We start from the raw sequence: 24,006 nt of genomic DNA on the forward strand, positions 1-24,006 counted from the left end.
GTTAACTTTCTTTTTTAAAAATAAATTTAATGAGAAGACATATATACTAAAATCATCGACAAAATGAAGAAGATGGCACCCAAAGTCCACGTAACTTTTTCCATAAACGCTTCAAAGCCACGCGATTTTTTGGAATTATATAAATCACTGCCACCGCCTGAAAGGGCGCTTAGAGCGTCTTGTTGTTTTTGCGGTTGTAACATGACCGCAATGACAATTAAAACTGAAACGATAATCAATAATATCTGAAAAATTCGCATAATATCCTCTTTAACAATATTCTATAAAATTATACCACAATTGAAATTTTTGTCGAGAGCAACAGTTCTCCTTTTAGGGATGCTCTAGGAAACGAGTCCGAATTGTTGAAGGAATTGCCTGCAGCGCTTTTAAAAATTCTTCTTTTTTCGCTAATGGAAAATCATTGACTTCAACCATTGTGTAAGCCAAATCTCCCTTCGATCGATTACTGAGGCGATCAATGTTAATCGAAAAATCTCCAAAAATTGAAGAGATCTGTCCTAACATATTAGGAATATTATGATGGACAATTGTAACTCGATAATCTGTTGAAAAAGGCTCATTAATTTCCGGTAGATTAACCGAATTAATCAGATTCCCATTTAGCAAAAATTCTTTTAATTGACGCACTGCCATCCGAGCTGCCGTATGCTCAGCTTCGCGCGTTGAACCACCTAAATGCGGCGTAATTAAGACATCTGGGCGCCCAGCTAATTCTGCACTCGGAAAATCACTCAAATAAAATTTAAGTTCTTTTTGATCAAGAGCTTTTAAAACAGCTTGATCATCCACTATACCACTACGAGAGAAATTCATAACAACCGCAGTTTTTTTCAGCATTTGAAGTTTTGATGCTCCGATAAAATGATGATTATCTTCGTTGTATGGAATATGAATTGTCAGATAGTCACAATTTTTTAGAAGGGAAGATAAATTGCTGGCACGCTTTACTGCTCGGTCAACTTCCCACGCAGCGTCGGGATGAATCGAAGGATCATAACCGATTACGTTCATGCCATAAGCTAGTCCTAAATTAGCCACCAGACTTCCGACATGACCGAGTCCAATCACACCCAAAGTACGATCTTTTAATTCTGTTCCCCGAAATGAATTCTTACTCGCCTCAGTTCGGAGAGAAACATCTGCTCCAATATTTTCCTGAGAAAAATTAAGAGCTGGATAGATTTCTCTTGCACAAACTCCCATCATGAAAAAAACAAGTTCTTTCACTGCGTTGGCATTTCCACCAGGGGTATTAAAAACCGCAATTCCTTTTTCATTTGCTTGATCTAACGGAATATTGTTGTAACCCGCACCAGCCCTAACAATTGCTTTAACTTGACTTGAAAAATTTGTATTTAATAAATTTTCTGATCGCAAAATAATTGCATCTGCCTGATCGCTTTGATTTAAGGCAAATTGATCAGGGGTAAGTTCTTTCAATCCTGCTTGAGAGATCACATTATAAGTTTTAATCTGATACATTAATATTCTCCTAAAAATTTAACTAAAGCTTGAACACCTTCAATCGGCATTCCATTGTATAGAGACGCTCTAAGACCACCAAATCCACGATATCCTTTAATCGAATATAGACCAGCCTTAGCGGCACGAGATGCCAAATCAAGGTCTTTTTGGTCATCCCCCGTTGTAAAGACGACGTTGGCGATTGATCGGTCAGATATTTTAACGGGAGCGCTATACTTCTTGGAATCATCTAGAAAATCATAAAGCAGTTGAGCACGTTCTCTGGCACGGTGATCCATTTCTGCCACTCCCCCGTTATTTTCAATCCAATCAAGCATTTTACTTGTAGCAAAAATTGGAAATACCGGCGGCGTATTAACTAAAGAGTTTGAATCGATAAATGTTTGATACTGCATGATCGTTGGCAACTCTAAATTAGCGCTTTTGACCCAGGATTTACGCAAAATTACAATTGTAAGTCCTGCAATCCCAAGATTTTTTTGGGTGGAAGAAATCACCATTTGAAATCGATTAAGATCGATATTTTCTTCACCCAAACAAGAAGTCATATCGGCTACCACTGGCAAGTTAAAATCGGGATACATTCCTTCATGATAGCAAGTACCTTCAACAGTGTTATTAATCGTTAAATGAAGATAATCGTATTGATCTGAATTGATATTTGAGGGAATTAAAGGTAATCGCGTATAATGATCATCTTTAGTCGAGTCCAAAAATTCTGCCTGGACGTGAGGAACTTCTTGAGCCATCGTTAAGGCTCTCTTTGCAAATTGACCGGAATCAATCATTGCAACTTTTTTTTGCTGAATGGCAAAATTCATGGGAGTCAGCGCAAACTGCATCGTCGTGCCACCACTGACAAAAATTACCGCAAAATCATCATCCAAATTAAATAAACGGCGAATTGAATCCTGCGTTTTGTTAATCAAAGAGACAAAAGAATCAGATCGATGACTAATCTCTAAAATACTTAATTGATCATCTAGATGATCTGATAATTCATTAATGAGCTCCTGTTTAACAACTTGTGGTAAAGCGGCTGGTCCCGGAGCAAAATTGTAGCTTTCCATAAATATCACCATTTCCTGTTTTTAATCGTATCAGTAAAGTAACATAGTTTAGCCAATAAAAAAACTACTAATCTAATAGTAGCCAATAAAACTAACTTACCAAATTGCAACTCTTTGATCTTTTGGTAGCCACATTCCGTCGCTTTCGCTAACATCAAAAGTCTCATAAAACTCGTCTAAATTTTGAGCTTGAACATTTGCTCTAAGGGCCGCAGGTGCATGAACATCGATTGCCAAGAGCATTTCAACCAATTGAGGTGAATCCTTTGTCTGCCAAATTCGGCCCCAATTTTCAAAAAATTCTTTTAAATCAACATTTTCATCTTTTTTAGCTGCCTCTAAAGCACAACTAAGTCCACCTTGATCAGCAACATTTTCGCTGACAACTAACTTGCCATTAACCTCACTTGGTCCAAATTTAATACCATTGAATTGATCTATCATTGCCTGACAGCGTTTTTCAAATTCTTCGTAATCTTTCTCAGTCCACCAATTCTTCATATTTCCAAATTCATCGAATTTGGCTCCGTTATTGTCAAAAGCATGTGAAATTTCATGCGCAATTACTGCGCCAATTCCACCGTAATTCTGAGAACTAGTCTGATCTATTGAATAAAACGGCGCTTGTAAGATCGCAGCCGGAAAAGTAATATCGTTTACTTGCGGATCATAACAAGCATTCACCATGTTACCTGGCATTGCCCAACGTGTCCGATCAACCGGGCGATTAAGGTCCTTAAAATTATCAAGCCGCAATATTTTTGAAAATTCCTGAACGTTTTGATAAAGAGAAGAACTAGAGTCAACTTTTAACTTTTGATAAATTTTACGCGGCTGATCCGGGTAACCAATTTTTAATTCAATTGCTTCTAATTTATCAATTGCCTTTTTAATTGTCGTTTCAGAAAGCCAAGAATTCGCTTGAAGCCGTTGTTCATACACTTTAATCATCGTGTTAATCATTGTCTTAACATCAGCTCGTGCTTTAGGGCCAAAATATTTAGCTCCGTAATAAACTCCGATTATTTCATCAAAGAAATTATTAGTTAACCGATAAGCACTCTTGTCCTGGTTACTTGCTTCTTTAATTCCAGAAATAGCCCGACCGAATTCACCACCGACAATTCTTAATTGATCAGATAAATAAGGAGTTGCAGCGATTGCCGTGTTTAGCAACATCCAATCCCTAAATTTAGGGAAAGTCTCCTCGTTTAAAACTTGTGCCAAACTATCAAAATAACGCGGTTCAGTCAAACTTACCAGTTCAGGCGTAACACCTGCAAGTTCAGTAATTAAATCTCCCAGACCAAATGCTGAAGTTTTTTCGCTAAACTCAGTAAAAGGCACCGGATTATACGATTTTGTATAATCAGCTTTTTCTTCCGAAGATTTGACCAACGGAACTAGTAAATGATCAAAATCCAACATATTTTGAATAATTTTCTCGGCATTGGCTTCTGATTCACCATATGAAGCCAAAACACTTTGACTCATTCGCTTAAAAATTGGAATTAATGTATCTTCACTTGCAGTACCATAATATTGTTTATCAGGTAATAGTAAAGAAGGAGCGCCCACGTAAAGCAAGTTGCGAGCAGTATTTTTCATATCTGGAGAAACCCAAAAGTTCAAAGCAAAATTACTCTGGGTCACAACTCTTTTAATTTTTGACTTCAAGTCCGCTAAATCTTTGATACCTTTATAAAAATTATAGTTATCCATTGCTGGCTCAACTCCGTTATGATCACGCTGATCATAATCATGAGCTAATTGATAAAATTTAACTGCTTCTTTCAAATTCGAATCTGAAACCTGGCTCAAATCTTTGGCAAAGTCAGCTAAATCTTGCCGCAACTTTTTTTCAACTCCCTCAGCTAAATCTGAAAAACCACCAGTTCTCGGGCGATCTGAGGGAATTTTAGCAGTTTCTAACCACTTTCCGTTTACATTAAGATACAGATTATCTTGTACCTTAGTCTCTTTACCTGCAAGAAGATCTCCTGCTCCACCAATCATTTTTTGTACTTTTTGCATCACTAACTCCTTCATTATTAAAAAATCCCGCATAAAGATTTCCTTCATGCGAGATTCAAATTATTTGGTATCTTTTGCTTCAATCCACTGATTTCCTCCCAGGTTATACCACAAGGAGTTATCACTTAAATAAATTGAGGAACAAACTTTCCATTTAGAACCAGGTGCTAAAACGCGCCCAGAAAAAACTTTTAAATCTCCATAGCCATTATAAAGCCGAGTTCCTGCAGGATTACTTATTTCTGCTACTAGATCTTTAGCGGGTAACGTTGGCGACTGATAAATTTTAATATATTGTTGCTTAACCCACTGATTTTGGCCCAAACAATACCACTCTTCACCGCGCTCATCGACAACGCTATATAAAACTTGCCACTTTGAACCATTAGGAAGAAAACGATTCAAAGGTTTAGCATCGTCACCAAAATCATCATAGAGCATAATTCCATAATTAGGAATGTAATCTACCGCTCCAACCTTATTAACTGGGTAAAGGCGAGCCTGATAGATTGGAGTATAATTGTCCTCCCCTTTTCCCTCGTTTAAAACAGTAATTATCCGCGAAATCTTAGTAACTTTTTGTGATCTTGGATTAGTGATTTCATAATTAATCACATATCTACCTGGCTTTGAAACATCAAGAACATAATTATTTGCAATAATACCATTAGGCGAAGTGACTTTCCAATTCTCTGAAGGAATCGAAGTTAACGAACGATCCTGTTTTGCAAACCAAGCTGACATGCCACTAACTAAACTAAATCCTTGACTACTCGTAGAAATAATTGGTCGCAACAAAAAAGCTGGATCATATTGCAACAAAGGCGCAGAGTCAACATTTAGATTGGATTGACTAATTACAATTGGAATTGAAAAACTAATTTCTTCCCAATTAGATAGACGTGCAAGCACTTGAAGATTAAAACCGTTACTATTAACCGTACCGTTTAAATCTGCCTCAGTCATCATCGATTCTAAACTCTTGATCGATACATTATTGCCTTTACTTTTAACTTGTAGGTTTGAAATTAACCCGTTTTCTGAACTTACATAATTCTCAATTTGATTTAACGCACTAGGTAAATCTGAGCTCTTAACTCTAAACAAATTTTGTTCTCTGTCGCTAAGCTGATCAGTTAGTAAAATTGGCTGCTTAATCAAACTAATCATTTTACCACCAGCTGTATAAGAAATCTCAACTGAATCCTTACTGGAAGCCCTGTGAACAACTCCTTGGTTAGATGCGGCATTGACATCGACTGTCTGGGAAGCGTTATTGATAGCTAGTAAACTGCCCGCACAAACAGCAATGCTAGTTAATATTTTTAAATTATTTTTTTTCATCACACTCTCCTCACATGTGATATTTTACCACATAGTTTCATGCTCCTGCTTTTGTAACCAGATTGAAATTAAAACTTCGCATATTTAATTGAATTTTTAGAATTTTCTTTTGTTTTATAATTGGAGATCACGAAGGATTGTTATATAGTAGATAATGGCAAAAGAATAGAAAGGTTATGACTGAACTTTTATGAAAATCATACCTGGTACGTAGCCCCACAATTGGGCCATTTAAAATGGTCATTATAATCTATTTAGAAAGGAGAATGATTATTACCAGTTAATAATCAATAACAATTAACCTTCATATATGAAAAACATAGGGGCATTTATCAAAAAATATCATTTAATTTTAATCCTGATTTTAATTCTAATCTTCGCATCAATATTTTTACGTCAATTATCGTTTATCAATTATTTGTTTCAATGGTTCCTTCGTCTCTTTGGTTACGTCATTTTGATTCAATTTATTTATCTTTTCTTTATTTCACTTTTTGGTTTTAAAAATCCTAAAAGAGATTACGAAATCCAGCCTGATCAAGCACGTTTTTTGATTCTAATCGCTGCTCACAATGAAGAAGCCGTAATTGGTAATACTTTAATGGGATTACAAAATCTTGAATATGATCCGAAATTATATAAAATTATCGTTGTAAATGATAATTCAACTGATCGAACTGGTGAAATCTGCGACGAATTGGGAATTGAGCACGTAGACACAATTGAAGGTAAATTTCCCCGCGAAGGCGTTGGAAAACCAGGTGGAATTCAATATGCTTTACGTGCCCTTGGGTTTGAAAAATTAATAAAAAAATACGATCTTTTATTCATTCTAGATGCAGATAATCACGTCGACAACAATATTTTACGAGAAATTAATTCCCAGTGGCTAACTCATCACAAACCAGAAAGTATCCAATCATATCTAGGAGTTAAAAATTGGAACTCTATTTTAGCTGCTGGATACGCCATTAACTACTGGACCACTAATAGATTTTTTCAGTTAGCTAAATATCGCCTTCATCTTCCAGCTTCAATTGGCGGAACTGGTTTTGCAGTTCGAATTGACTGGCTGATTTGGAATGGCGGTTTTAAATACAAATCACTAACCGAAGATCTTGAGATGGAAATTCAAATTGTTGAAGATCGCGGCAGAGTTCTTTGGAACCATTTCGCTAAGATATACGATGAAAAACCTGATCGATTAAAAGTTGCAATGGTTCAGAGATTTCGATGGGCTAAAGGCCACTGGTATGTTTGTCTAACTAACTTCTACAAACTGTTCTTGGATTTCCTTAAAAGCGGAAATTTCAGTAATATCGATCAAATTATGTACTTATTCAGTATGGCACAGGTTGTTGAATACTTTGCTTTTATCATTGCCTTATTGTATGCTGCCCTAGCATCTGTTTTTGGTCATTTCTCGCAATTTTTGGTGATAAAAGATGTTGTTAATTTACTCATTCCTTCAACTGGAATCACAATTTTCTTTGGTGTTTACCAATTTATTGTCCTCCCATTCTTTGCAACTCTACGTGATGCCCCTGAGAAAAAATACTTTACTTTTATTTTTCTTGGACTACCGTATTACAGTTGGACTTATCTAATTGATCAATTCTGGGGCCTCGTCAACTGGCGCCAACAAGGAAAATGGGTCCGCACACCTCATGATAAAGAAATTATCATCAAAAAGACCAAAGATCACCAACAGGTAATCATCCAAAAGTCTTCCCTTATTGAGTCAAATAATGACTCTACCTAACAAAAGAGGCTGTGACATAAGTTGCAAAAATCGGTCAGCCATGCGATTATAGTCTGAGTTTAAAGAAAAACGCTGATGAAAAAACGAGATCAAGAACGATTTCGAATTCATCAGCGTTATTTTATTTTTGAGAGGTAGTTATGTCACAGCCTCTTATTTTTTCTTTTTGATAATGTAAACTGGTCGACGCTTAGTCTCAAGATAAATGCGGCCAATATATTTGCCAACTATCCCTAAACAAAACAGCTGCAACCCCCCAATAAACAAAATAATTGTTACTAACGAAGCCCACCCGCTCACTCGATCTCCAAACATTAAGCGTCGAACAATTACAAAAATCATTGCTACAATGGACAGAGCAAAGGTTAATAAGCCAACAAACGAGGCAAGAGAAAGCGGTAAATCAGAAAAATCAACAATTCCATCAAGCGAGTAGCGGAGCAATTTACTAAAAGTAAAATGTGTTTCTCCCGCATTACGAGTAACGTTTTGATACGGCAAATACTTGGTCTTAAAGCCCACCCAACTAAAAATACCTTTTGAAAACCGATTATACTCGGGCATTTGTAAAATTGCATCAACTACCTGCCTAGTCATCAATCGATAATCCCGCGCACCTTCAACGATTTTAGTACTAGAAATCCGATTGATAAATTTATAAAAAGCTTGCGCAAAAAAAGATCTAATCGGAGGTTCACCGCTACGATCAACTCGCCTGCAACCCACCACATCGTATCCTTCTTCATTGATTCCATTAAGCATTTCCGGCAGCATCTCGGGCGGATCCTGTAAATCTACATCCATCACTGCGACATAATCACCTTTAGCCGCCTCAAGTCCTGCTAAGAAAGCAGCCTCTTTACCAAAATTACGAGCAAAAGAAATATAATGAACTTCAGTCGGATCAATCGATTGAAGTTGATCAATTTCTTTTAACGTATTATCTTTAGAGCCGTCGTCAATAAAAATATATTCATGATGGTATTCCACTTGATCGTTAGGAATCTGACTGAACATCTCCTGCATTGCATTAAAATACGTTGAAATATTAAGAGCTTCATTATAGCAAGGAATAATTATTGAAATTAATTTTTGTTTCATTAGTTAACTGCCTTATTTATGATTATTAATAATTTTTTGATCAAATTCTTTAATATTACGCTTTAAATCCTGAAGATATGGACGCCATTCCTCATATTTAACTGGAACCATCGTTTTGTCAAGGGGTCTCAAATAATAAGATTGAAAAGTTTTATCTCGGTCAGTATTTTCCATCCAAAGATACATCGTATTTTTAAAATTTAAAACAAAATACTGATTGCGACTTCCTTGTGGCAAAGCATTTTGGTACTCGCAATAAGTACGCGCAGCCTCATATGATTTACGATAATCATCAGCAATTAAAGTAAAACGCGTCCCTAAAAACAGCAAACCTAAACAACAAATTGACAAAATCCAAAAATTTTCTATTTTAACCCAAGCCCCCATATTTATTATAATCAGGGCCAAAATTAAGACGAAGCTAAGAAAAACACATCTTGGACCAAAAGGTGAAATTACAATGAATGGTAAAACCGCCACAGCAATATCAACAACTAAAACAAGATTAATTAAATTTAGTTTGGTATTTTTTAAGTAAAAAAAACTTATTAACAAAATGAAAACGATTACAACGAAGAAAATTGATCGCCAGCTTGCAATAAATCCGCCTAGATAGTTTATAAAGTCGTTAGACTGCCCACCGACTTGCCGATATTTATCATTACCCAATAAAATTTTCACATAGGCCCCGTTACAAAACATGAGGAGAGCACCCAAGAAATTTCCTAACGTAATCCATTTCAAATATTTACGCTTAAAATCCGCACTAAAATTGCGAGATAGAAATATACCAAACACTAAAGCATTAAAACAGTTCAAAATCGTAATATGTTCAGCTAAAAATTGACTCCCAATCGCTGCTAAAAACAGAAGAATTGTTCTTATTTTTGAGTTTGAAATTGACTCGTTCAACTTGCCAAAATGTTTGCTAATTAAATAAATGAAATACAGCGGGAAGATCACTGAAGGAACATAGTTAGCAAATCCTGCATGCCAGCCCCATGTCTGACTGAAAATGCCCTTCGGAGCCAATAACAACAAAATTGCCGTCAGACAAGTAATTATGGAGTCGTCATGTTTCAGAGTAACTGAATCATATATTTTGGTTATTAAGTAAGAAATAGCAACAGCCGCGCTTCCATATAAAACAAAAGACACAATTGGAAATCTTGTCAGCAATATGACTAACAAATCGCCCAAGTAGCGTCCATCATAATAAAGAAAAGTCCCCTGAGAAAAATAATTAGCTCCGAAATCGTGGCCCCAATTTAAATCATCACCAACAAGCGGCATCAAAAAACCAATCAAACCGAATATTATAAAAATTGCGATATATATAATTTTATATTTTTTCAGAAAACTAGAGCTGCTATAAGCTTGATCCAATTTAAACTCCAATGTTAAAAAGATTTTCGAGAAAACGCAAGTTTAATTATACCATGTATCACGATTTTTTATTGTTTTGCAGATGTTTTTTATTCAAACAACATCTGATTACGATACAATTCAGCGTAAAAGCCATTTTCCCGTAGTAACTGCGCGTGAGAACCCGTTTCGATTACTACCCCATTTTTCAAAACCATAATATTATCAGCATTGCGAATTGTTTTTAAACGGTGAGCAATCACAAAACTAGTTCGTCCCTTAATTACGTTATTCATTGCATCTTGAAGGTGCGCCTCTGTAACCGTATCGACGTTACTCGTCGCTTCATCCAAAACTAAAAGATCTGGGTTAGTTAAGATTGTCCGAGCAATCGAAACCAACTGCAGTTGACCTGTGGAGAAAATTAAATTTTCATTAGAAATTCTTGTTTTATATTTTCGAGGCAAAGACATAATGAAATTGTGAATATTAGCTAATTCTGCTGCTCTATACATCTGTTCATCGCTGGCATCGGGCTGACCGAATTTTATATTATCTTCAATAGTACCAGAGAAAACTACTGCATCCTGTAAAACAATTCCAACATTACGCCGAAGGCTTTTCAAGCTAAATTCCCTCAAATTGGTTCCGTCATACAAAATCTGGCCTGTATCTAAATCATAGAAACGATTCAATAAATTCATTACTGTAGTTTTACCAGAGCCCGTCGGCCCAACTAAGGCAACCATTTGACCTTTTTCAATCACCTGATTGAGCCCATGGATTATCTCTTTATTTGGTTCATAACTAAAGCGTACATCTTTAAATTCAATTTCTTTTTTAAGTGGTCGATAGTTTTTAGGGTTAGCTGAATTAACTTCATCCTTATGCTTAAAAATAGTCAAAAGTCTTCTAGAACCGGTAAAAGCCAACTGCAACATATTATACATTGAGGTTATATCCATGATCGGCTGATAATACAGCGAGGAATACTCAACAAAAGTAACAATTAGACCTAACCCGACAGCTCCAGTAACCTGCCCGCTGGTGACTAGATATGCGCCATAAAAAATAACTATGGAAGTGTTCACTAAAGATATTCCCTGCATCAGCGGAAATAACATACTAGAATAGATCGTCCCTTTGAGAGTTAAATCTTTAACTTCTTGATTATGTTGATTAAATCCTGCGATCGATTTACTTTGTAGCGAATTAGCAATATTTAATTTTTGACCAGTGACTTGTTCATTTATATATCCATTTAAACTACTCAAGGCCTCTTGTTGACGATCAACATATTTACTAGCAATCTTGATGACTGTCAGAGCCAAAATTAATGCAAGCGGGGTCGTCGCCATAGTGACCCAAGCTAACTTAACATCGCTTTTAAACATCATTATGATAACCCCAAACCAAAGCGCAAGATCATTTAAAATTTGGTAAATTCCTTGATTAAGGCCATTAAATATATTATCAAGATCTGTCGTAAAACGAGCTAAGATTTCACCATCTTGATGTGTATCAAAGTATTTAATCGGCAGCCGCATCAACTTGTTAAAAAGTGAAGTCCTCATTTCGCCGTTAGTTCGACTGGAGATATGAATCATGATATAAGTAGCAGCAAACTGAGCGATCGCGCTTGCAATGAAAAACAACATCATTTTCAACAAGAAATGATTAAAATCATGTCGATTAGCTAAGCTGCGGGTGGCAGGGTTCATAAATTGGCTAAGATATTTAGTTAAAGAAGTTATCGCCGAACCCAAATAAGCTGGTGCTTGGACTTCAAAGAAAATTCCTATTAAAACAAAAGCAATCACCAAAATTAATGGAAACAAAAAGTGACGAAAATAACTCCAAAAAAATTTCATACTGGCGCTAAGTTCTTTCATTTTTGTCCCTCTCCTTGTAAACCTTTTTGGGTTCGATAAATTTCTTGATAGACGGCGCTGCTTTGTAATAACTCATGATGATTGCCAATAGCACTCACTTCTCCATTTTCTAAAACCAAAATTCTTTCAGCGTTAATGACTGAAGAAATCTTCTCGGCAATAATTAGTTTTGTTGTCGTCTTCAGCTTACTAGCAAGAGCATCCCTGACTAGCTTTTCACTTTTTGCATCAAGAGCAGAAGTGGAATCGTCAAGAATTAAAATTTTAGGATCACTAATAACTCCGCGAGCTATTGACAAACGCTGCTTTTGGCCACCAGAAAAATTGGCCGAGCGCTCTTCGACCTTTGAATCGAACTTTTTTGGAAGTCGTTCAATAAACTCCAAGGCTTGTGAAATTTCTGCTGCTTTTTTCATTTCAGTCAGTGTTGCGTTACTTTTACCTTGGCGTAAGTTATCGGCAATTGTCCCAGAGAAGAGAATCGGCTTTTGTAAGACCAAAGAGACGTTTTTTCGTAATTCAGCTTCACTAGTTTCTTTTAAATCCAAATTTCCAACTTTAACACTACCTTTGCTTGGATCATAAATTCGAGCAATTAACTGGGCTAAAGTAGATTTTCCCGCTCCCGTTGCTCCTATTATACCTATCGTTTCACCGGATTCGAATTTAAAACTTAAATCATTTAAAACCAAATTGTCAGAATCTGGATAAGAAAAGGAAACGTGATCAAATTCAATTGAACCGTCGGATATTTGATTATTAGTTTTTTGATAATTCAAATCAGGTTCTGTTTTTAAAACTTCATCAATTCGTTTCAGTGATACTAGTCCTCGACTCGCAAAAGTAATCGTAAAACCTGCCATTACAATCGCAATCATCAATTGGAAAAGATAATTCGTAAAAGTAGCAATCCGTGCAACCAAACTTGGATCTGTAGTCACCATGTTTCCAACCAAAAAAACTGAACCTGTAATTGCTAGATTAGCGAATAGAAAAAACAATGGAATTAAAAAAGAAAACAAACTACCCGTTTGCACATTGATTTTTGTAAGTTGATCTGATGTATCTTTAAACTTGCTCATCTGGCTTTCTTCTTCAACAAACGATTTAACTACTCTAATTCCCATCATTGATTCACGCACAATCCCATTAACCCGATCAACCAGATTTTGAGCAATTTGAAAAAATTTTTCCATTCTAAAAAAAGCATACGCAGCAACTAAAGCAATCATGACAACCACTCCCGCTATAATCCACCAAAACTGGGGAATTGTTAAAATTGCAAATATCAGTGCTCCAAAAAAAATAATCGGTGCTCGAAAAATCGTCTGTAAAAACATCATTATTAGGTTTTGCACTTGAATGATATCGTTTGTCATTCGAACCACTAAATTACCTGGCGTAAAACTTTCAATGTTACTAAAAGAAAAACTTTGAATTTTTTGATACTGGGCAGCCCTAAGATCAAAAGCAACGTTTTGAGCAACTTTAGCAGCAAAAATCGTATTAATTACTCCGGCAACCAAGCCCAAAATTGCTAATAAAATCAGCCCGATGCTCAACTGAACCATCTGATAATGATCTTTTTTTAAAATAGCTGTGAAGATATCTTTCATAAGCGTCGGCTGAAACAAAGCCGAAAAAGCAGCTACTGAAATCATCAGAACTGCTATAGTAATATCAAACCAATATTTTTTTAAACTCGAAATTAATGACTGCAAATACTACTCTCTCTATCAATTACAAAAAAATAGTCATTTAAGACTATTTGGCTTTTAAAAAGAATCAGCAAAAACGCCACGATTCTTATAAAAATATTCAATTCCTGAATAAACAGTGAAAAATAGTGCTATATAAAACATAATTTGAGCAAATGGGAAATTAATAGCGGCAAAACCAACATTATTTAAATTCAGAAAAATAATTGAAATCATCTGTGAGAAAGTCTTAATTTTTCCAGGTAATGCTGCTGCAACAACTTCCCCATGATTAGCAAGAAGAAGACGTAACCCTGTAACTGACAGCTCACGCCAAACAATAATTGCTAACCCCCAAGTAGGAATAGATTTGTTTACAGCCAAGAAAATAAAGGCAGTAATCACCAATAATTTGTCAGCCAAAGGATCAGCGAACTTTCCAAAATTAGTTACTAAGTTATTTCTCCTTGCAATTTGCCCATCTAAGAAATCGGTAATCGAAGCTACCACAAAGATAATCGTCGCAATCAGATACAAGACTTCAATTTCAGTACCGAGAAACATAACTTTGCCTGATGAAGGAAGACAAAGTAAAACTGTATAAAAAGGAATCAAGAAAATTCGAAATAATGTTAATTTATTAGGCAAATTCATTTAATTATCTCTCTCTGAGTTTTCCAGATTGAAAATCAAATTACTAACACCCCTACTCGTAATATTCGAAAGATCAACAGATTGACTGTTAAGTTTAACCTCAGAATTACTAGTAGCACCTAAAGTTACGGTAATATTTTTTGCACCATCAGGAATTGAAATAGTTTGACTTTGTCCAGCTTGTATAACACCAGTGTATAAAGCAGCTCCATCGACAACTACTTTGTCCCATGAATTTCCGTTAGTTGCGTTAAGCGTCAAGCTGTTCTCAGATTTTGGCAAGTTAGTCACAGCAAAAGTATAATTTGGATCGCTTTGCCCCTTAATTTCAATCTTCATCTCTTCTTTAGCACTGGAAGAAGACTTCGAAGGTTTAGATTTAGAGCTGCTACTTTTTTTGCTTGAACTAACCGCGGAAGAGCTTGCCGTTGATGAACTTTTAGACTCGGCATTGTGCATCTTAGAAACAGAGCTACTTGTGACTTTCCCTTTGTCACTAATGTTAGAATTATTTGAACGTTGATAGAAAAACCAAACCACAAAAACAACTAAAACAACTGCCGCAATCACTAAGATTTGGGGTATCAATGAATGCCACCGACTACGAGGTTGTTGCCTTGTTAAATAAGGACTAGCTGAAGCGATTGTTGGCTCCTCTTTTTCAGGGGTCTCTTCCTCATATTCCTCTACTTCAGCAGGCTCAACATCCTTAGGCTGAGCAAAATAAGGGTCAGTATCAACTCCAACCTGTTCTCCATATTGCTTAATAAAAGCTCTTACGTAAAATTGACCTGGCAATTGATCAAAATCACCGTTTTCAATTGCAATCAGATATCTTTTTTGAATTCTTGTCTTCTTTTGCAAGTCATCGATCGTCATTCCTTTATCGATTCGTGCTTGCCGAAGAACTTTTCCAATATTATTCACAGCATCTCCAACAATCTATTTTAAATTATTTTACCATATTAAGATTCTAAACAGTTAACTAAAGACAATAAACCGAATTTTTTTAAGAAATTAATTTCCAAGCCGTCGCAAATTCAGCTTCATTCAAAATTTTATTTGCAACTTCCTTGACCCGTTCAACTGTAAGTCGATCAACAATTTTCAAAGAGTTAATCGCATCTTCCAAATGGAATTTACCATCATTTTCTAAAGTTCCCAATTCCTCTACTGAATCAAAAGACTGAATGTATTTGCCAATAAAATTCTTCACCGTAATAGCAAACTTCTCTTCTGAAATTTGAATACTATGCAGAGTTTCTTTGGTATTTTGAATAATTTTAGTCGGAAATTCGGTCAAACAGGAAAAGAAAATCACCGTAAAATTTTTTTCTACCATAAATTCATAATAAAAATCATCATTAATAACTCCTTCATTGTACATTCGATGAAAAAATTGGCTCCTTTTTCCAAGCATATTTTCCAAAAACAAGGAAAAAATTAAAGAACTTTCATAATCCAAATTCAAATCGGGTAATGACCACCCATAAACTAATTTTGTTAAGCGATTCATCGGTGGTAAATCACAATCCAACGTTGGCTCGTAATAATAACAAGAATTTTCCACTAACTGTTCTTTAGGAGTCACAAGCGGGATCGAATTTACTATTTCTAACAACCGATTAAGTGAAATAGGACCACAAACGTAAAGCACTGTATTCTCAGGCCGATAAAAATTATGATGAATTTCTTCCAATAAATCAACTGTTGATTGCTTAATAGTCTTTGTTGTCCCTAAAATATCATAACTAAGTGGAGTTTTCGGGAACAATTTCTTTAAAAGCTCGGTATAAAGATCAGAATCAGTATCATCCTCTGTTATTTTAATCTCAGACTCGATGATTTGGGTCTCTTTCTTAATTAATTCATCTGTAAAATACGGATCAAAAACTAATTTGAACAAATAGACTAAAGCCTGAGAAAAATCACCTCGTTGATTATTTAAAAACGGATAAAAGAAGTTAGTGCTGTTATAAGTAGTATAAGCATTAATTTCAATTCCCAACTGAGAAAAAAGGGAGTCAATCTCACAGTCTCTTTTATGAAATAATAGATGCTCCATTAGATGTGCGGCCCCGGGAAACACTTCATTTTTGTAAACTTTTGAATCACTAGAACCAAAACCAACAATTAATTGAACGTTAAAAACCTGGAAATTGGGTTTTTCAATCAGCTTTACAGTTAGTCCGTTAGCTAATCTTTCAATTGAAACTTTATTTTCTGAGATTAAATCCATTACTGCATCCCCTCATACCACATTTTAACACCTGGTTGAACGTTTTGGACACATAGAGTTAAATCATCAGGATTAACTGCCTCAATTTCCTTAATTAACTGCGCATTTGAAAGATAATTCGGAATAATAAATTTCATTTTTTGCTGCGAAATATCAAAAAATCTTCCATCATTTTGATACAAAAGTTGATTCACTAATGTTTTTTTAGCAATATCTAAAGACTTTTGTGAATAATTCTGATTTTGAATTGCTTCAAAAAGTTGGCCAATTTCACGATCAACAATCTCAAAATCTAAAGAATTTAGGGTTGCATAAACAAAGAAAGAGTTTAGCCCAAAACTAAGGTGACTAAATGCTTCGTAAGAAAGATGTAAGTCCTCCCGAATTCTTTGAAATAAAAAAGATTCAGAATCGCCACCAAAAATCTGGTTAAACACCAGCCACGATGCATAATTTCCACTACGATACTTAGCATTCTCAGCTAAATAATATTGCTGTAAAAACAAGTGCTGTCTAAAAGTTCGACGATTTTCATAAAACATTTTTTGAGACTTATTTTTTTCCAAATAATAAATCGACGACGGCCTAACCTGATTTCTCGCAAAAAAACGATCAGCAAACTGATTAATGACTTTTCTTTCTTCTAAGGAAAGCGAATATCCATCGTAATAAATGTTAATGGCAGAGGTTTGAATCAAATTTTGCCAAAGATCATAAACTTGATTCATATCAGCAGCATTTAACTGGGTAAATGTGCCACTTAAGGGCGAATTTAGCTTAGTTGAAGAAATATAACGCGGCAAGGCTTGATAAAAAACCAAAGTTTGCGGATCAGTTAATTCATCCCTTAACAAATTTTTACAATATTTTTTCTCATTATCAAATAGCAATGTAACCCGATCATTCTGATTGAAAATTAAATCATCTATAAATGAGACCAGATCGCTAAAACGGTACGACTTATCTTTTAACAGCGATGGATGAACAAAGCTGATCATCAAAGAAAAAGTAGAATAATTACCAAAGAAATCATAATCAACGTTAAGGACCGCTCCGTAATGTTCCTCCAAAAAATCAATAATTTGCTGATGCATCTGAAATTTGGCCGAATGTTTCTTTAAAAGATCACTCAAAAGATTTAGACGGGCAAACAAATGCGCATCAGTCGGAAAAACAAAATCGACCTGAAATATTGCGGTGTTAAATTTATCTCGTTCATTAACATAAAGATCGACGCCTTTTTTAATTCTTATTGTTCTCATACTTCTTCTTTTTCTGGATCCTGTTGTTTTAAGTTGTCATTTGGCGGCTCTAAATTAGTTTCAGACGAGTTTTCTTGCTTCTGATAACGATATCGATCAATTTTTAACAAAAATACCTCGCGGGATTTAGAGCCATTCATCGGACCGACAAAACCTTGAGCTTCCATTTCATCAATTAACGAGGCCGCTCGGTTATAGCCAATTTTAAAATAACGTTGCAACATTGATGCACTTGCTGATTCCTTTTCATAAACTAAATTTAAGGCGTCATCAAAAAGTTGATCTTCACTTTCATTAACTTTTTTGGTATCAGATAAATCATCAATTGATACATCAAAATTGTCGTCATAGTCAGGCTGTCCTTGACGTTTTACAAATTCGGTCACTGATTCAACATCTTCTGTAGCAATAAAAGCGCCCTGAACTCTTTGCGGACTTGTCGCACCGATCGGATGGAATAACATATCGCCGTGCCCGACAAGTTTTTCTGCTCCATTAGTATCCAAAATGGTACGTGAATCCACTCCACTTGAAACTGCAAAAGCAATTCTCGACGGAATATTTGCCTTAATAAGTCCTGTAATTACATCAACTGACGGTCTTTGAGTCGCAATAATCATGTGAATCCCGGCTGCTCGAGCCAACTGAGCAAGTCTAATAACAGCTTGTTCAACTTCAGAACCAGCAACCATCATTAAATCGGATAACTCGTCAATAACAATCAAAATATACGGCAAAATTTTCATTTCGTCATCCGACTTAAGAATGTTTTTATTGTATTCACTAATATTTCTTGTGCCAGTTTGTTTAAAAAGTTCATAGCGATGATCCATCTCAGCGACCGCCTGATTAAGAGCCCCCGCAGCTTTTTTGGGATCAGTAACGACGGGGGTTAAAAGATGAGGAATATCATTATAAATGTTGAGCTCAACTTTTTTAGGATCAACCAAAATCATTTGAACTTGATCCGGCCGTGCCATCATTAAAACACTCACCAAAATCTCATTAATCGAAACTGATTTACCAGAACCTGTGGAACCAGCAATTAGAAGGTGCGGCATTTTGACCAAGTTCATCGTTACAACATTCCCATTAATATCACGGCCTAAAGGAACTTCTAAAATATTTTGTTCGTTTTGAATTTGAGAAAACTCGTTCCAAACATCGCGAAAATAAACTGGCGTCGGATTAGCATTGGGTACCTCAATTCCAATTCGTGATTTACCGGCAATTGGCGCTTCAATCCGAATATCTCGATTAGCAAGCGCTAAAGCTAAATTATCACTCAGGCCTAAAATTCGACTAATTTTCACCCCATGAGGTGGTTCGATCTCAATTTGAGTTACTGAACTTCCCACACTTGCACCAGTTACCTGAACCTCAATATTGAAATCCCTAAAAGTATTAACAATTTTTTCTTCAACATCTTTTAATTCTTCTCGATTCAAACCATTTTTAACTTGAACCGTCGGTTTAAGCTCAGATACTGTCGGCAGCTCATAATCGGGATAATCCTGGCTCAGATAATCTTGATTGAATAAATCTGTATTTTCATCTTCTTCATCGGGTTTTTCAGCAGGCTCATCGAAAGACAATGGTTCAGATTCAGCCAAAGGTTCAGAATCAAACAAGTCGGGAACAATTTCTTTAACGGCAGGTTTAGGTTTCTTTTCTTTAGTAACATTTTTCGGCGCATCTGTTGAGTGGTCGAATAAATCATAAAAATATTTACCTAAAAGGTTCACAAAATTAACCAGTGATTGAAAAGGGATTTCTAAAATTATCATGCTGCCCCAAATTAACAACATAATCGATATTATGTAGGTCCCAACTAAAGAAAAGACACGATAAGTCGCACTATAAATGGCCGAACCAATTAGCCCATTAAAAGCAGTTGATTTTATAAACCCATGAGTTAAATCAAATGAAACGTGGTCGACAGTAATTTTGATAAAATTCTCAGACACCTGTTTCAAAGGAAAAAGAATTGCCCCAAATAGTTGCATAAATCCAACAAAACAAATTAATCCGCCAATTTTTTTCTTAAAACTTATTGCTGGCATCTTTCCCATTGCAAAAAGATAGGCCCCTAAAATTGCAACGAAAATGTCCAACAATATAAAAAGATCTCCGACAAAAAAACGAGCAATATTTGCCCAAAAAATGCCAAATAAACCTGTCAAACCTTGAGTTAATCCAAAAACTCCCATTAGGATTAAAACTAAGCCAATCACATTGATCGTATAATTTTTTTTGCTTTGAGCTTTTTTCTTCGTAACTTTCCTAGCCATAATCCTTCTTCATCCGTAATAAAAAAACTCCTTTTTTCGATCTATTCGAATTGGGAGTCTTCCAAATTATCGATATCTTCTGATTTTTCCTCTTTTGGAACAAAATTTAAGTTAACTGATCGATCTAAGGCCAAAGTCGTTACCTCATAGGTCAAAGTCTCGATCAATTCGATAATCGGACGGGACATTTTCTTAACTGCTTCTGGTGGCAGTTCACTTTCACTACCATCAAATCCGTCAATAACAACAACCTGGGCCATAATACCCGAAATTGCAAAATGCTCTTGCGGTGGAATAAAATCAAACGGGATAATAACTTTCATGGCGCAGCCGTCTTGAGTTACATTCAGCTGAGATTGAGCAATTTCCTCAGCAGTTAATTTTTGTAATTGAACACCGATGCCGGTGGTTTCACTTTCGTTGCGGGTTGATACATCATAATGGAAAGCTTGAACATCGATTGGTTGTCTTTTAAAATGCATTTTTTACTCCATTCTTTATTTAAGTTTATCATGCTGGTATTGGTGATTTAATTCAAGACCAGAAAAGTTTTGTTGCCGCAAAGCTTCAAACAGCACGATAGCAACACTATTAGCCAAATTTAAAGATCTGATTTGTTCTGTCATCGGAATTCGAAGACATTTCTCCTCATTTTCTCGCAAGAAATTTTCAGGTAAACCTTTTGTTTCTCGCCCAAACATTAAATAATTATCTGCATCAACGGGATAATCAACCTCAGTATAAACCTGATTTGAAAACTTGGTTATTAAAAATAGCCGTGCGCTCTTGGGCAGATCAGCCATAAAGTCATCCAGTGAGTCATGAAACACGATTTGAACATGATCCCAATAGTCAAGACCTGCTCGTTTAACCTTTTTCTCAGTTAACGAGAATCCCAAAGGCCGAATTAAATGCAGATATGCACCCGTACCAGCACAAGTTCGTGCAATGTTACCTGTATTGGCCGGAATTTCTGGTGCAAATAAAACTACATGATTAGTCAATTTTTTCTTCCTCTACGATCAAATTTTCTTCATAAGCACCCGTGCGCATCTTATACCAATTAAAGACCCTTCCAACAATAATCTTAATAACAGCATAAATCGGAATCCCAAAAATAACTCCAAACAGGCCAAAAAGATTTCCTGCTGTAAGCAAAACGAGCAAAGTTGTAACAGGATGCATCTTCATATTAGCGCTCATAACCAAAGGAGAAATCAATTGACTTTCTAATAACCATTCGATTACGAAAACTAGGAGCACTTTGACTACCATCATAGGCGAAATAAACAGTGCAACAATGATTGTTGGAATTTCGGATAACCAAGAGCCGAAAAATGGAATTACATTAAAAACTCCCGCTAAAATTCCTAAAAGCAAACCGTATTTCAAACCAATTATCCAATAGCCAATAATGAAAATAATTGCCACACAAAATGCGACAATCAACTGTCCTCTGACATAAAATGCAACTTGCTGGTTAATGTCTTCTAGTAACTTAACCCCGCTTTGCCGATACCTTACAGGAATTAAATTTCCAATAGACGTCTTTAATTTTCTTCCATCCTTTAACATAAAGAAAAGCAAAAAAGGTACTGTCACAATATTTACAACGGCTGTGGCAAGCTTACCAACAATCCCAGTCACATTTTTCAAAAGTCCTTGCACAAAATGAGCAATTTGTGTTGACGATGATTTAAAGTAATTGACAACATAATTATAAAAATTATCAGAAATTCCCTTAACTGTATGCGTATCAAATTTATCAGTAAGCCAACTAATCAACACCTGATAGTAATGAGGAATACTCGTTGCTAAAGTTACAACTTGATTAATTATGATCGGAAAAACATAAAACGTCAGAAAAATAAGAAACAAAAAAATTAAAATAAAAAGGCCAGCAATCGTGATAACTCTTTTAATATGAAACTTTTTCTCTAGAAAATCGATTAATGGATTAAAAAGATAAAAGAGCAGGCCAGAAATCAAAACCGGAATAAAAATTGCTAGAACGAACTGCCGGACGGGATTAAAAATCCCGCGGATTTGAATTAATAAGAAGATCGCTAAAAAAATTAAAACGATATTCAAAATAAAAATCGTAACTTTATTATTTAAAAATCGCCGGTAAAACCAGCTCGTTTTTTCTTTAGCTTTTTGCATAAGTAATAATGGTTCCTAACGATATATCAGCTGGATCCATCTCTCCATCGAGATAAACCGCACTAGCCAAATGATTATCTGTGGTATTAAAAATTAAATTAACGTGTCCAATCGAACGCATATTTTCTTGCGTCATTCTTCCTACATAATTCACTAAATACTTTTTGCTACCAATCAAAATCGAATCACCAGCTTCTATGGTAAATTTTTTTTGCGTCGATGGATCAATAAATTCCTGTCCAAGAGAAACTTCTGCAATTTCGTCAGTTACTGCAGTGCCAAACAAGACAATCATTTGATCTTCAGCTTTCAAAGCATCAGACCCAATTCGAGTAATTTTGGTTTTAAATTCCAAGATTTCTAACTCCTATAATAAACTGTTAAATACAATTGTAGCAGATTTCCTTTTAATCTTGAGGCTTAATTATCTTTTTTTGGGTAAATAAATTTATGACCAAATTGATTAAAACTAAAACTGCACCTGCTGCAAAAATTCCACGATAATCAAAGACGCCAGAAATTAGCGAACCAAGTAGTGGTCCGACCATGGCTCCAATTGACATAAAGCTTTGATTATAAGCAAATATTCGACTAACTTGGGCTTGTGAAGAATTGCGAGTCAAAAGAGAATTCACCGACGGAAGCATTGTTGCATCGCTAATTCCAATTAAAAATCTCATTAAAATCAACAAACTAATGCTTCCAACAAAACTAGTTGCTAATTGAACGAAAAACGCAAAGACAAAACCAGAAATTAACATTTTTTCTGAACCAAATCGATCACCTAAGCGACCGAATAAAGGTGCAGTTAAAGCCGTCGCGATCCCGGGAGCAGCCGATACAATTCCTGCCATCAAAGCTATTTTACCTTGGTTGTTCATCAGTTCTTTTACATAAAGAGAGACGATCGGATTAATGGAAAGATTGACCATTTGAATAATCATAGTTGTGATAAAAAGTCCGAAAATTAAATTGCGATTAGGAAGCTGAGCAAAAAAAACATGTGCCGAAGGTAGAGTTTCTTTTTCTTGAGGATGAAAGTCTTCCTTAATGGCAAATATTGTCATTAAGAAGACCAAAAACAAGCCAAATCCCGTTACAAAGAAAGTGTCTCGCAAACTAAAAATCGAAGCAAAGACTCCTCCTAAAAGCGGACCAAGAAAGCTGCCCGAAGTAGATCCTGTTACAATAATTCCCATTGCACGACCGACCGTTTTCTTTGGAGTATTAGCAGCAATTAGAGCATTTGCATTGCTTACATAACCTCCGAAAAAACCCTGAAAAAGTCGCAAAACGATCATTTCCCAAATATTAGTGGCAAATCCCATCAAAGTAAAAGCGATAAACATGCCTAATGCCGCTCTAATCAACATTAAGCGCCGTCCAGAACGATCAGCAAGTTTACCCCAAAAAGGAGCAGAAATTGCCATTGCAAAAAAAGATGCCGCGTAAGCTACCGCACTATAAAAGCCCAGCGCACTTTTTGAATAATGCCCAAATGATGAAATATAAAGTGATAAAAACGGAGTAACCTCACTAAGGCTCATCGATACCATGAATACTCCAATAGTAAGAAATATTAAATTACGCCGAGACTGACTTTCATCTGTCAAAAGAATTTCT

General features: G+C 35.6%; 19 protein-coding genes and 2 pseudogenes. 1 reads left to right on the top strand and 20 read right to left on the bottom strand.

The window, feature by feature from the left end:
- Nucleotides 1–26: 26 nt before the first annotated feature.
- The 5 genes from secG to R8495_RS06390 all read right to left on the bottom strand — a co-directional run bounded on the left by secG (nucleotide 27) and on the right by R8495_RS06390 (nucleotide 5,957).
- On the bottom strand, nucleotides 27–260 hold the full coding sequence (gene secG, locus R8495_RS06370; RefSeq protein ID WP_317634647.1) for a preprotein translocase subunit SecG: 234 nt from the start codon (nucleotides 258–260) through the stop codon (nucleotides 27–29).
- A 73-nt stretch (nucleotides 261–333) separates the two neighbouring features.
- Complete coding sequence (locus R8495_RS06375) at nucleotides 334–1,506, bottom strand: phosphoglycerate dehydrogenase (RefSeq protein WP_317634648.1); 1,173 nt, start codon at nucleotides 1,504–1,506, stop codon at nucleotides 334–336.
- A complete protein-coding gene (serC, locus tag R8495_RS06380; RefSeq protein ID WP_317634649.1) occupies nucleotides 1,506–2,579 on the bottom strand; it encodes a 3-phosphoserine/phosphohydroxythreonine transaminase in 1,074 nt (357 codons plus the stop codon). Before serC ends, R8495_RS06375 begins: the two co-directional genes overlap by 1 nt.
- A gap of 96 nt (nucleotides 2,580–2,675) precedes the next feature.
- The gene (locus R8495_RS06385; protein WP_317634650.1) at nucleotides 2,676–4,613 is read right to left on the bottom strand and encodes a M13 family metallopeptidase; all 1,938 of its coding nucleotides are present in this window, start codon (nucleotides 4,611–4,613) and stop codon (nucleotides 2,676–2,678) included.
- Nucleotides 4,614–4,673: 60 nt separating this feature from the next.
- Nucleotides 4,674–5,957, bottom strand: coding sequence for a hypothetical protein (locus R8495_RS06390; RefSeq protein ID WP_317634651.1), 1,284 nt, complete (start codon nucleotides 5,955–5,957; stop codon nucleotides 4,674–4,676).
- Between the two features lie 457 nt (nucleotides 5,958–6,414).
- Here R8495_RS06390 and R8495_RS06395 point away from each other — a divergent pair, with 457 nt between their 5' ends.
- Nucleotides 6,415–7,719: a glycosyltransferase family 2 protein gene (locus tag R8495_RS06395; RefSeq protein ID WP_317634652.1), complete on the top strand. Its 1,305-nt coding sequence runs from the start codon at nucleotides 6,415–6,417 to the stop codon at nucleotides 7,717–7,719.
- Between the two features lie 153 nt (nucleotides 7,720–7,872).
- Here R8495_RS06395 and R8495_RS06400 read toward each other — a convergent pair whose 3' ends face one another.
- The 15 genes and pseudogenes from R8495_RS06400 to R8495_RS06465 all read right to left on the bottom strand — a co-directional run bounded on the left by R8495_RS06400 (nucleotide 7,873) and on the right by R8495_RS06465 (nucleotide 23,996).
- The gene (locus R8495_RS06400; RefSeq protein ID WP_317634653.1) at nucleotides 7,873–8,820 is read right to left on the bottom strand and encodes a glycosyltransferase family 2 protein; all 948 of its coding nucleotides are present in this window, start codon (nucleotides 8,818–8,820) and stop codon (nucleotides 7,873–7,875) included.
- Between the two features lie 12 nt (nucleotides 8,821–8,832).
- On the bottom strand, nucleotides 8,833–10,206 hold the full coding sequence (locus R8495_RS06405) for a hypothetical protein (protein ID WP_317634654.1): 1,374 nt from the start codon (nucleotides 10,204–10,206) through the stop codon (nucleotides 8,833–8,835).
- An 89-nt stretch (nucleotides 10,207–10,295) separates the two neighbouring features.
- Nucleotides 10,296–12,077: an ABC transporter ATP-binding protein gene (locus R8495_RS06410; protein ID WP_317634655.1), complete on the bottom strand. Its 1,782-nt coding sequence runs from the start codon at nucleotides 12,075–12,077 to the stop codon at nucleotides 10,296–10,298.
- Nucleotides 12,074–13,798, bottom strand: a complete 1,725-nt coding sequence (locus R8495_RS06415) for an ABC transporter ATP-binding protein (protein WP_317634656.1) — start codon at nucleotides 13,796–13,798, stop codon at nucleotides 12,074–12,076. The genes R8495_RS06410 and R8495_RS06415 overlap by 4 nt, the downstream gene beginning before the upstream one ends.
- 54 nt (nucleotides 13,799–13,852) lie before the next feature.
- Complete coding sequence (pgsA, locus tag R8495_RS06420; protein ID WP_317634657.1) at nucleotides 13,853–14,428, bottom strand: CDP-diacylglycerol--glycerol-3-phosphate 3-phosphatidyltransferase; 576 nt, start codon at nucleotides 14,426–14,428, stop codon at nucleotides 13,853–13,855.
- Nucleotides 14,429–15,355: a helix-turn-helix domain-containing protein gene (locus R8495_RS06425; protein WP_317634658.1), complete on the bottom strand. Its 927-nt coding sequence runs from the start codon at nucleotides 15,353–15,355 to the stop codon at nucleotides 14,429–14,431. It abuts the gene before it with no gap.
- A gap of 82 nt (nucleotides 15,356–15,437) precedes the next feature.
- Nucleotides 15,438–16,667, bottom strand: a complete 1,230-nt coding sequence (locus R8495_RS06430; protein WP_317634659.1) for a M16 family metallopeptidase — start codon at nucleotides 16,665–16,667, stop codon at nucleotides 15,438–15,440.
- The gene (locus R8495_RS06435; RefSeq protein ID WP_317634660.1) at nucleotides 16,667–17,929 is read right to left on the bottom strand and encodes an insulinase family protein; all 1,263 of its coding nucleotides are present in this window, start codon (nucleotides 17,927–17,929) and stop codon (nucleotides 16,667–16,669) included. The genes R8495_RS06430 and R8495_RS06435 overlap by 1 nt, the downstream gene beginning before the upstream one ends.
- A pseudogene (locus R8495_RS11175) lies at nucleotides 17,926–19,053 on the bottom strand (DNA translocase FtsK); the annotation flags it as partial. The pseudogene R8495_RS11175 and the gene R8495_RS06435, both read right to left, overlap by 4 nt.
- A gap of 129 nt (nucleotides 19,054–19,182) precedes the next feature.
- Nucleotides 19,183–20,220 (bottom strand): annotated as a pseudogene (locus R8495_RS11180) (DNA translocase FtsK); the annotation flags it as partial.
- A gap of 41 nt (nucleotides 20,221–20,261) precedes the next feature.
- Nucleotides 20,262–20,702 carry a DUF1149 family protein gene (locus R8495_RS06445; RefSeq protein ID WP_317634662.1) on the bottom strand — a complete coding sequence of 147 codons (441 nt, stop codon included), beginning with the start codon at nucleotides 20,700–20,702 and terminating at the stop codon, nucleotides 20,262–20,264.
- A 15-nt stretch (nucleotides 20,703–20,717) separates the two neighbouring features.
- Nucleotides 20,718–21,224: a tRNA (uridine(34)/cytosine(34)/5-carboxymethylaminomethyluridine(34)-2'-O)-methyltransferase TrmL gene (trmL, locus tag R8495_RS06450; protein WP_317634663.1), complete on the bottom strand. Its 507-nt coding sequence runs from the start codon at nucleotides 21,222–21,224 to the stop codon at nucleotides 20,718–20,720.
- Nucleotides 21,217–22,383, bottom strand: a complete 1,167-nt coding sequence (locus tag R8495_RS06455) for an AI-2E family transporter (protein ID WP_317634664.1) — start codon at nucleotides 22,381–22,383, stop codon at nucleotides 21,217–21,219. The genes trmL and R8495_RS06455 overlap by 8 nt, the downstream gene beginning before the upstream one ends.
- The gene (locus R8495_RS06460) at nucleotides 22,370–22,738 is read right to left on the bottom strand and encodes a PTS glucitol/sorbitol transporter subunit IIA (protein ID WP_317634665.1); all 369 of its coding nucleotides are present in this window, start codon (nucleotides 22,736–22,738) and stop codon (nucleotides 22,370–22,372) included. Before R8495_RS06460 ends, R8495_RS06455 begins: the two co-directional genes overlap by 14 nt.
- A gap of 52 nt (nucleotides 22,739–22,790) precedes the next feature.
- The gene (locus tag R8495_RS06465) at nucleotides 22,791–23,996 is read right to left on the bottom strand and encodes an MFS transporter (RefSeq protein WP_317634666.1); all 1,206 of its coding nucleotides are present in this window, start codon (nucleotides 23,994–23,996) and stop codon (nucleotides 22,791–22,793) included.
- Nucleotides 23,997–24,006: the final 10 nt, after the last annotated feature.

Source organism: Xylocopilactobacillus apicola, from assembly GCF_033095985.1.
Lineage (GTDB): Bacteria > Bacillota > Bacilli > Lactobacillales > Lactobacillaceae > Xylocopilactobacillus > Xylocopilactobacillus apicola.